Below are 6,116 nucleotides of genomic sequence, written 5' to 3'. Positions count from 1 at the left end.
AAGCTCCCTCGCCACAGGTAAGCGTCCACCCTCGCTTTTACCCTTTAATCACTCAGATCAATAGTGCTGTTCAGCCCTGCATGAGCCCCATATTATCCACGTCATAAACCCGCCTTACGTGGAGTACACCCATGCCTGTCCAAGCCTTGTTCAAACCCTTCCAGCTCGGTGCTCTGCAACTGTCCACCCGTGTGGTCATGGCGCCGATGACCCGCTCGTTCTCGCCGGGCGGCGTACCCAATTCAAAAGTCATCGAGTACTACCGTCGTCGCGCTGCGGCGGGTGTGGGCCTGATCATCACTGAAGGCACCGTGGTCGGCCATCAGGCGTCCAACGGCTACCCCAACGTCCCGCACTTCTACGGCGAAGCGGCCCTGGCCGGCTGGAAGAAAGTGGTCGATGCCGTGCATGCCGAAGGCGGCAAGATCGTTCCGCAGTTGTGGCATGTCGGCAGCGTGCGCCGTATCGGTACCGAGCCTGATGCCAGCGTGCCGGCCTATGGCCCGACGGAAAAACTCAAGGACGGCAACGTGGTCGTCCACGGCATGACTCACCAAGACATCAAGGATGTGGTCAGTGCCTTCGCCCAAGCCGCCAAGGATGCCCAGAGCATCGGCATGGACGGTGTAGAGATCCACGGTGCCCACGGCTACCTGGTGGACCAGTTCTTCTGGGAAGGCAGCAACCAACGCACCGACGAATACGGCGGCAGCCTGGCCAACCGTTCGCGTTTTGCCATTGAGCTGATCCAGGCTACACGTGCCGCCGTAGGCCCGGATTTCCCGATCATCTTCCGTTTCTCCCAGTGGAAACAGCAGGACTACACCGCGCGCCTGGTGCAAACCCCCGAGGCGTTGGGTGAATTTCTCAAGCCGTTGTCTGACGCTGGCGTGGATATTTTCCACTGCTCCACACGGCGTTTCTGGGAGCCGGAATTCGAAGGGTCCGACCTCAACCTGGCCGGCTGGACGCGCCAGCTCACGGGCAAGCCGACCATCACCGTGGGCAGCGTCGGCCTGGATGGTGAGTTCCTGCAGTTCATGGTCAACACCGACAAGGTCGCGCAACCGGCCAGCCTGGAAAAACTGCTGGAGCGCCTGAACAACGACGAGTTCGACCTGGTCGCCGTCGGGCGTGCGCTGTTGGTTGACCCGGATTGGGCGGTGAAGGTGCGTGAAGGTCGCGAGAACGACATCCTGCCATTCAGTCGTGAGGCGTTGATGACGCTGGTTTGACGTGAATGCCGAAGTAGATCGTGGGGTGTGACGGGGGCTGGATAGTGATATTCAGCCCCCGTCGGTTTCAGGTCATGGGATCAGACGTTACTGGCTTCATCCGCGTATTCGACGTAGGGATCCGCATAGGGAAATATTCCGTTGTTTGTCAGTGGGCGGCCCTCGGTTTGTGGGCGATACCATTCGTTGTCGGGACGTGCAGGCTGCGGACGGTTCCAACTGTGGTCGGGTCGGGCAGGCTGCGGGCGGTACCAGTCATTGTCGGGTCGGGTAGGTTGCGGTCGGTACCAGTCGTTGTCGGGGCGGGTGGGCTGCGGTCGGTACCAGTCGTTGTCGGGACGGGTAGGTTGCGGGCGGTACCAGTCGTTGTCGGGACGCGCAGGCTGCGGGCGATGCCAGCTGTTGTCAGGACGTGCAGGTTGCGGGTTATGCCAACCGTGGTCCGGACGCGTTATCTGTGGGCGGCCCGAGCCAGCGCTTGAGCCATGCTTCTGTCGGGGGGAGTGGTACTCGTCGCTCGTGGTGGTGTGAGCGTCTGCGGGGGGCTGGTCTTGCGTATACGTCGGCAGGCGTTGCAGAGCGATTGAGCCATTTATCGAAGTCGTCATAACAGTCTCTATTGATTATTCATCATGAGTGACCTGCCTCTTTTTTGGGGCGCCATCGGGAAGACACGCGCCCTAGGGCAGGTGTCATGTAGGTGGCGATAATCGACGTGACGTTCCTGAAATATCCCGTTGTGGCATGCTGATTCAGACGGCCCTAGGGGAAAAATCTTAGTGTTTGGACCGGTACATGGGGGTTAGGCTGGCAGGAGGGCGCCCCCGCCCACGTTATTCGCAGACCGTTCAACGAGCGTAAGGTACTGTTGGTGCGGCCAAATGTTCCTTGCACACACCCCGTAACTGGCTTTCGAACTGCTCGATAATTGCCGGCCAGCCCTGGCGGCTGGCATGTTGACGTGCATTCAGGCGCGCCCTGCGCAAATTTTCTGGTTCTTCCAACAGCCAGTTGGCCGCATCGCAAAACGCCTCCTCATCCCCCGGCATCGCCAGCACGCCGTTGTAGCCATGGCGGATATGCTGGGTCGCGGCCGCCTGGTCATACGCCACCACGCCCAACCCTGAGGCCATGGCTTCCAGCACCACGTTGCCGAAGGTTTCGGTCAGGCTAGGAAACAGGAACAGATCGCCTGACGCGTAGTGCCGCGCCAGCTCCTCGCCGCGCTGGGTGCCGCAGAACACCGCGTCGGGCAAATCATGTTCCAGCAATGGGCGTTGCGGCCCATCGCCGACGATGATCAATTTCAGCCGGCGCTGTGGATACGTATTGCGCAGGACGTCAAAGCAGCGCTTGAGCACGCCGAGATTCTTTTCCTGGGCCAAGCGCCCTACATGCAGCACGGCAATATCGTCATTGCCCAGGCCCCAGCTCTCACGCAGTGCATTGTCACGTTTGGCGGGGTGGAACAACTGACTGTCCACCCCACGCGACAGCATTCCCAAGCGCTCAAAGTGCCGGCGCTCCAGCTCCAGGCGTTGGCTGGCGCTGGGCACCAGCGTCAGGGTCGACCGGTTATGAAACCAGCGCAGGTAGTGCGTGACCATTCGGCTCAGCATGCTCAAGCCGTATTGGTTGGAGTATTGCTGGAAATTGGTGTGAAAGCCGCTGACCACGCTGATGCCCAGGCGCCGTGCCGCGCGCAAGGCGGATAAGCCCAATGGCCCCTCCGTCGCGATGTAAAGCACGTCCGGGCGTTGGCGGGTCCAGCGCCGCAGCAGCTTGTGCATCGACGACTGGCCCCACTGCAGGCCCGGATAGCCGGGTAACGGCCAGCCACGGCACAACAGCAATTCGTCATCGCTGGCGCGACTCTGGTCGCTACCCTGGCGCGGGCGCACCAGCTCGACTTGATGGCCGCGCGCGCGCAAACCGTCGCACAGGCGGCCAAGGGTATTGGCCACCCCGTTGATCTCAGGCGGGAAGGTTTCGGTAATCAGGGTGATGTGAAGCGAGGCTGTCGTCATGACCCACAGTGTCGCCGTGGGCCGTGTCGTCATTGTGTCATTGGGATGATGGATTTATGACTTGGCCATCGTCTCGGCACCCTGCTCACGCACCCAGAACAACGTGGCCCCGGCCACCGCCGCCGGCATCATCAGCAGGTTGACCACCGGTACCAGCAACACCAGGTAAACAATCCCGCCGAAGCTCATGCTCTGCCAGCGCTTCTGGCGCAGCCAGGCGAGCATTTCGTTCCAGCCTAGCTTGTGGTTATCCGCCGGGTAGTCAATGTATTGGATCGCCATCATCCACACCCCGAACAGCAGCCACAGCGGCGCGGCGATCAGGTTGACCACCGGAATGAACGACAGGATAAACAGGCCGATGGCCCGCGGCAGGAAGTAGCCCAGCTTGCGCATTTCCCGCGCCAAGGTGCGTGGCACCATCGCGATCAGTTCGCCCCAGCTGAACGCCGGGAAGTCATCGGTGCCGCGCACCACCACTTCGACTTTCTCCGACAGAAAGCCGTTGAACGGCGCGGCGATGATATTGGCCAGCATGGTGAAGGTGAAAAACACCATCAGCACCACCAACACGACAAACAGCGGCCATAGCAGGTAGTTGAGGAAGCTCAGCCAGGTTGGCAGCGTCGGCATCAAATGATCGACCCACAGGCTGAACTGATGGCCGGCGAAATAGATCAGGCCGACGAACAGCACCAGGTTGATCATCAGCGGCAACAGCACAAACAGGCGCAAGCCAGGGCTGAGCACCAGTTTGAGGCCTTCACGCAGGTATTGCGGGCCGGAAAGAGCGGGGGCGGGCATGGATAACTCCGAGCAAAGGGGCGAACGCGCCGACCTTACCGGCTTTGCCGCACAGGCGAAAGCGGCGACATCAGCAGTAACAAAGGCGTCGATCAACCACGCCAACTGCATAGAGACCGCCTATGAGCTGGATTGTTAATCCGTATTTCCTTAATCTTGCCCCCCTCTATACGCTGCACCCATTATTTTTCAGGACGTGCGAGTTCAAGCCTTCCCCAAGTGCTTCGCGGTCCTTTTTTATTCCAGCCGCCTTGTTGTCCGGGTGGTCGATAGGAGTGAGTCATGTCTGATACCCGTCATTCGCGAGTGATTATTCTCGGTTCCGGCCCTGCCGGTTACAGCGCTGCCGTCTACGCTGCCCGCGCCAACCTCAAGCCGCTGCTGATCACCGGCATGCAGGCGGGCGGCCAGTTGACCACCACCACCGAAGTCGATAACTGGCCCGGCGACGTGCACGGCCTGACCGGCCCGGTGCTGATGGAACGCATGAAAGAACACGCCGAGCGCTTTGAAACCGAGATCGTGTTCGACCACATCAATCAAGTCGATTTCTCGAAAAAGCCTTACAGCCTGACCGGCGACAGCGGCGTCTACACTTGTGACGCGCTGATTATCGCCACCGGCGCCAGCGCCCGTTACCTGGGCCTGCCGTCGGAAGAAGCGTTCATGGGCAAAGGCGTTTCCGCCTGCGCGACCTGCGACGGTTTCTTCTACCGCAACAAGCCAGTGGCTGTGGTCGGTGGTGGCAACACGGCTGTGGAAGAGGCGCTGTACCTGGCCAACATCGCCAGCACCGTGACCCTGGTTCACCGCCGCGAGACCTTCCGCGCCGAGAAGATCCTGATCGACAAGCTCCACGCCCGTGTGGCTGAAGGCAAGATCATCCTCAAGCTCAACGCCACCCTGGACGAAGTCCTGGGCGACAACATGGGCGTGACCGGTGCCCGCCTGAAAAACAACGACGGCAGCTTCGACGAGCTGACAGTCGACGGCGTGTTCATCGCCATCGGCCACACGCCGAACACGTCGCTGTTCGAAGGCCAGTTGGAATTGAAAGACGGTTATCTGATCGTGCAGGGTGGCCGTGAAGGCAACGCGACTGCCACCAGCATTGAAGGGATCTTCGCGGCTGGTGACGTGGCAGACCACGTGTACCGCCAGGCCATCACCTCGGCCGGCGCCGGTTGCATGGCGGCACTGGATGCCGAGCGTTACCTCGACGACTGAGGTGCGCAGCAAAACAAAAAACCGGCCGTGAGGCCGGTTTTTTTATGCCCGCGATTCAAGCAACACCCAATTCTTGAGCTGTTAACCCAATCCCTGTGGGAGCTGGCTTGCCTGCGATAGCGGTGTATCAGTCACCACCGCTATCGCGGGCAAGCCCGGCTCCCACATTGACCGGGTTTCCAAATTGAATCAGCGGCGAGTCAGGGGCTGCGCGGTGAACTTCACACCGGCCAGGCCATGGGCGATCAATGCACGGATGTTGCCGTGGTCGCTGCCCTCAGGCGTGGCCACTACCGCACGGTAATGCTCGCCAAACGCCAGCAGCGCTTCCTGATCGCTCAGGCCTTCCAGCACAGCCAAACCCAGGGTCTTGCACGAGCCCTCGTTCTGCCCGGCAGCGTTTTCCACATCACCATTGGTAAAGGCTTGCGGCTGGTAGTCGTAACCTGCGGCAACAAAGGCCAAGGTGTCGGCAAAAACGTGTTCGCCGCTGTTGAGGCTGTTGCGCAGGGTGTTCAGGTCAGTCATGGGTTTTTCCTTTGGCGAACGCTGCCTGTTGGTCGGCGCTGGCTTCTTTCTGGTATTGGGCTTTCCATTCGGCGTACGGCATGCCGTACACCACTTCACGGGCGTCATCGAGGCTCAGCTCGATCTTGCGTTCATCGGCCTCGGCCTTGTACCACTTGGACAAGCAGTTACGGCAGAAACCGGAGAGGTTCATCAGGTCGATGTTCTGCACATCCTTGCGGCTGTCCAGGTGGGCCACCAGCCGGCGGAAGGCGGCGGCTTCGAGTTCGAGGCGTTGTTGGTCGTTCATAGGGCT

General features: G+C 60.6%; 7 protein-coding genes. 3 read left to right on the top strand and 4 right to left on the bottom strand.

Annotation, left to right across the window (positions count from 1 at the left end; genetic code table 11):
- Positions 1-131 precede the first annotated feature (131 nt).
- Positions 132-1,235 carry an NADH:flavin oxidoreductase gene (locus tag DBR46_RS12595; protein ID WP_124526461.1) on the top strand — a complete coding sequence of 368 codons (1,104 nt, stop codon included), beginning with the start codon at positions 132-134 and terminating at the stop codon, positions 1,233-1,235.
- An 848-nt stretch (positions 1,236-2,083) separates the two neighbouring features.
- Here DBR46_RS12595 and DBR46_RS12590 read toward each other — a convergent pair.
- Both DBR46_RS12590 and cysZ read right to left on the bottom strand, forming a co-directional pair.
- Positions 2,084-3,262, bottom strand: a complete 1,179-nt coding sequence (locus tag DBR46_RS12590; protein WP_124526460.1) for a glycosyltransferase family 1 protein — start codon at positions 3,260-3,262, stop codon at positions 2,084-2,086.
- A gap of 54 nt (positions 3,263-3,316) precedes the next feature.
- Complete coding sequence (gene cysZ / locus DBR46_RS12585; protein WP_124526459.1) at positions 3,317-4,066, bottom strand: sulfate transporter CysZ; 750 nt, start codon at positions 4,064-4,066, stop codon at positions 3,317-3,319.
- On the opposite strand from cysZ, the gene DBR46_RS30315 reads away from it, so the two are divergent.
- Complete coding sequence (locus DBR46_RS30315) at positions 4,065-4,205, top strand: hypothetical protein (RefSeq protein WP_177414041.1); 141 nt, start codon at positions 4,065-4,067, stop codon at positions 4,203-4,205. The two genes, cysZ and DBR46_RS30315, sit on opposite strands and share 2 nt — an antisense overlap.
- Positions 4,206-4,348: 143 nt before the next feature.
- Positions 4,349-5,293: a thioredoxin-disulfide reductase gene (gene trxB, locus DBR46_RS12575; protein WP_124526458.1), complete on the top strand. Its 945-nt coding sequence runs from the start codon at positions 4,349-4,351 to the stop codon at positions 5,291-5,293.
- A gap of 189 nt (positions 5,294-5,482) precedes the next feature.
- Here the strand turns inward: trxB and DBR46_RS12570 are convergent, their stop codons facing one another.
- Both DBR46_RS12570 and DBR46_RS12565 read right to left on the bottom strand, forming a co-directional pair.
- Entirely contained in the window at positions 5,483-5,821 is a 339-nt protein-coding gene (locus tag DBR46_RS12570; RefSeq protein WP_124526457.1) for a HopJ type III effector protein, read from the bottom strand.
- A complete protein-coding gene (locus DBR46_RS12565; RefSeq protein ID WP_124526456.1) occupies positions 5,814-6,110 on the bottom strand; it encodes a DUF1244 domain-containing protein in 297 nt (98 codons plus the stop codon). The genes DBR46_RS12570 and DBR46_RS12565 overlap by 8 nt, the downstream gene beginning before the upstream one ends.
- Positions 6,111-6,116 lie beyond the last annotated feature (6 nt).

This window comes from Pseudomonas sp. KBW05, assembly GCF_003852405.1.
Taxonomy (GTDB): Bacteria; Pseudomonadota; Gammaproteobacteria; order Pseudomonadales; family Pseudomonadaceae; genus Aquipseudomonas.
The sequence above is the reverse complement of the archived record's forward strand: the minus strand, read 5'-3'. Positions and strand labels throughout refer to the sequence as shown.

Coding starts and splice junctions, on each gene's coding strand:
- DBR46_RS12595 (WP_124526461.1), top strand. CDS start 132: ATGCCTGTCCAAGCCTTGTTCAAACCCTTCCAGCTCGGTGCTCTGCAA.
- DBR46_RS12570 (WP_124526457.1), bottom strand. CDS start 5,821: ATGACTGACCTGAACACCCTGCGCAACAGCCTCAACAGCGGCGAACAC.
- cysZ (WP_124526459.1), bottom strand. CDS start 4,066: ATGCCCGCCCCCGCTCTTTCCGGCCCGCAATACCTGCGTGAAGGCCTC.
- trxB (WP_124526458.1), top strand. CDS start 4,349: ATGTCTGATACCCGTCATTCGCGAGTGATTATTCTCGGTTCCGGCCCT.
- DBR46_RS12590 (WP_124526460.1), bottom strand. CDS start 3,262: ATGACGACAGCCTCGCTTCACATCACCCTGATTACCGAAACCTTCCCG.
- DBR46_RS12565 (WP_124526456.1), bottom strand. CDS start 6,110: ATGAACGACCAACAACGCCTCGAACTCGAAGCCGCCGCCTTCCGCCGG.
- DBR46_RS30315 (WP_177414041.1), top strand. CDS start 4,065: ATGGATAACTCCGAGCAAAGGGGCGAACGCGCCGACCTTACCGGCTTT.